The organism is Eggerthella sp. 1_3_56FAA (assembly GCF_000185625.1).
GTDB lineage: Bacteria > Actinomycetota > Coriobacteriia > Coriobacteriales > Eggerthellaceae > Eggerthella > Eggerthella lenta.
The window spans coordinates 36,499-38,323 of sequence record NZ_GL622581.1 but is presented as its reverse complement, the minus strand read 5'-3'; the positions used below and the strand labels follow the sequence as shown (position 1 = coordinate 38,323).

The 1,825-nt window shown below is 66.4% G+C and carries 2 protein-coding genes; both read left to right on the top strand.

Going from position 1 to position 1,825, the window contains the following annotated elements; all coding sequences use genetic code 11:
• On the top strand, positions 1 to 619 hold a 619-nt coding region (locus tag HMPREF1023_RS10405; RefSeq protein WP_035578948.1), incomplete at its 5' end, for a glutamate ligase domain-containing protein.
• Positions 620 to 621: 2 nt separating this feature from the next.
• Positions 622 to 1,668, top strand: a complete 1,047-nt coding sequence (gene mraY / locus HMPREF1023_RS10400; RefSeq protein ID WP_009306253.1) for a phospho-N-acetylmuramoyl-pentapeptide-transferase — start codon at positions 622 to 624, stop codon at positions 1,666 to 1,668.
• The last annotated feature ends 157 nt before the right edge of the window (positions 1,669 to 1,825 follow it).

Below are 1,825 nucleotides of genomic sequence, written 5' to 3'. Positions count from 1 at the left end.
GGGTCGCCCGCGCTTTCGGCTGCACGCCGTCGGCTTCGCGGATGCCCCTGAGGAGGAGACGGCGCGCTGCGCGCTCACGCTGCGAGGCTTGCACAACGTGTCGAACGCGTGCGCCGCGGCCGCGGTCGGGCGCGCCTGCGGCATCCCGCTTTCCGTCTGCGCCGATGCCCTCGCGCATGCCGAGCCGGAAGCCGGCCGCCAGGAAGTGCTCCGTGCGCGCGGCGGGTTCACCGTGGTGAACGACGCCTACAACGCCAACCCCGACTCCATGCGCGCCTCGCTTGCGACGTTCTGCGCGCTGGACGTGCCGGGCAAGCACGTGGCCGTGCTCGGCGACATGGGCGAGCTGGGAAGCTACGCCCCGGCCTGCCATGCGGGCATCGGGGAGTTCGCCGCCACGCTGCCGCTCGACCGGCTCGTGTGCGTAGGCGAGCTGTCCCTGCACATAGCCGACGCCGCTGAGCGCGCCGGCATGGATCCCCAGCGCATCGTGCGCGCGGGCTCTCTTTCTGAAGTGTTCGGAGATTTGGACGCCTGCGTCGAGCCCGGAGACGCCGTGCTGGTGAAGGCGTCTCATTTCATGGGTCTGACTCGCGTAGTCGAAGGACTGGTCAATTAGCTATGTTTACGGTATTCAACCAATATCCGACGTTTCTCGTGTTCCTTGCCGTCGTGTTCGCCATGGTGGTGACCATGGTGCTCACGCCGTTGTGGATCAAGTTCCTCAAGTCGAGCCATATCGGCCAGCAGGTGCGCGCCGACGGCCCCGAGAGCCACCTCGTGAAGCAGGGCACGCCCACCATGGGCGGCGTCATCATGCTGATCGCGGTCATCGCGGTGGCGCTGTTCGTCGGCATGCCCACGCCCGAGACGTTCGTGCTGCTGGCGGCTACCGTGCTCACGGGTCTGCTGGGCCTCGTCGACGACGCGTCGAAAGTGGTGAAGGAGCGCTCGCTCGGTCTCACCCCGAAGGCGAAGATCGTGGGGCAGGTGGCCATCGCCACGGCGTTCGTGCTCGTGGCCGTGAACTGGCTGGGCATACAGCCCACCGTGGAGATTCCCTTCGTCGTGACGCTCGACTTCGGCATCCTGACCACGGTGGTTCCCGTCGGCGACGGCATCGCCATCCCCTGGCTGTACCTGCTGTTCATGAACATCCTGCTGGTGGGCATGTGCAACGCCGTGAACCTCACCGACGGCCTGGACGGTTTGGCGGCGGGCACGGTCATGATCGTGATGATCGTGATGGCGGCCATCGCGTACCGTTCCGATCTGTTGGAACCCGCCATCTTCGCCGCCGCGCTCGCGGGCGCGTGCATCGGGTTCCTCTGGTTCAACTCGTTTCCGGCCGACATCTTCATGGGCGACACCGGATCGCTCGCGCTGGGCATGGCGCTGGGCTGCCTGGCCGTGCTCACGAAGACCGAGTTCGTGTCGCTCATCATCGGAGGCCTGTTCGTGGCCGAGGCCCTGTCCGTCATGATCCAGGTGTTCTACTACAAGAAGACGAAGAAGCGCATCTTCCTCATGGCGCCGTTGCACCACCACTTCGAGAAGAAGGGCTGGAGCGAGACGAAGGTGGTCGTGCGCTTCTGGATCATCTCCGGCGTGCTGGCCGCGACGGGCTTCTCGCTGTACTTCGCCGAGACCCTCATGGCGGTGGCGTAGTCCATGGCTTCGCGGGAGCTCATAGCGAATCGCAAGCACGCGCCGCACCATCTGGGGCGCGTGCTCGTTTTGGGTCTGGGCAAGAGCGGCCGCGCGGCGGTCGCGTACCTGCTGCCGCTTCTGGACGGTCGCGTGGAAGCGCTGGCCGTGGCGGCCG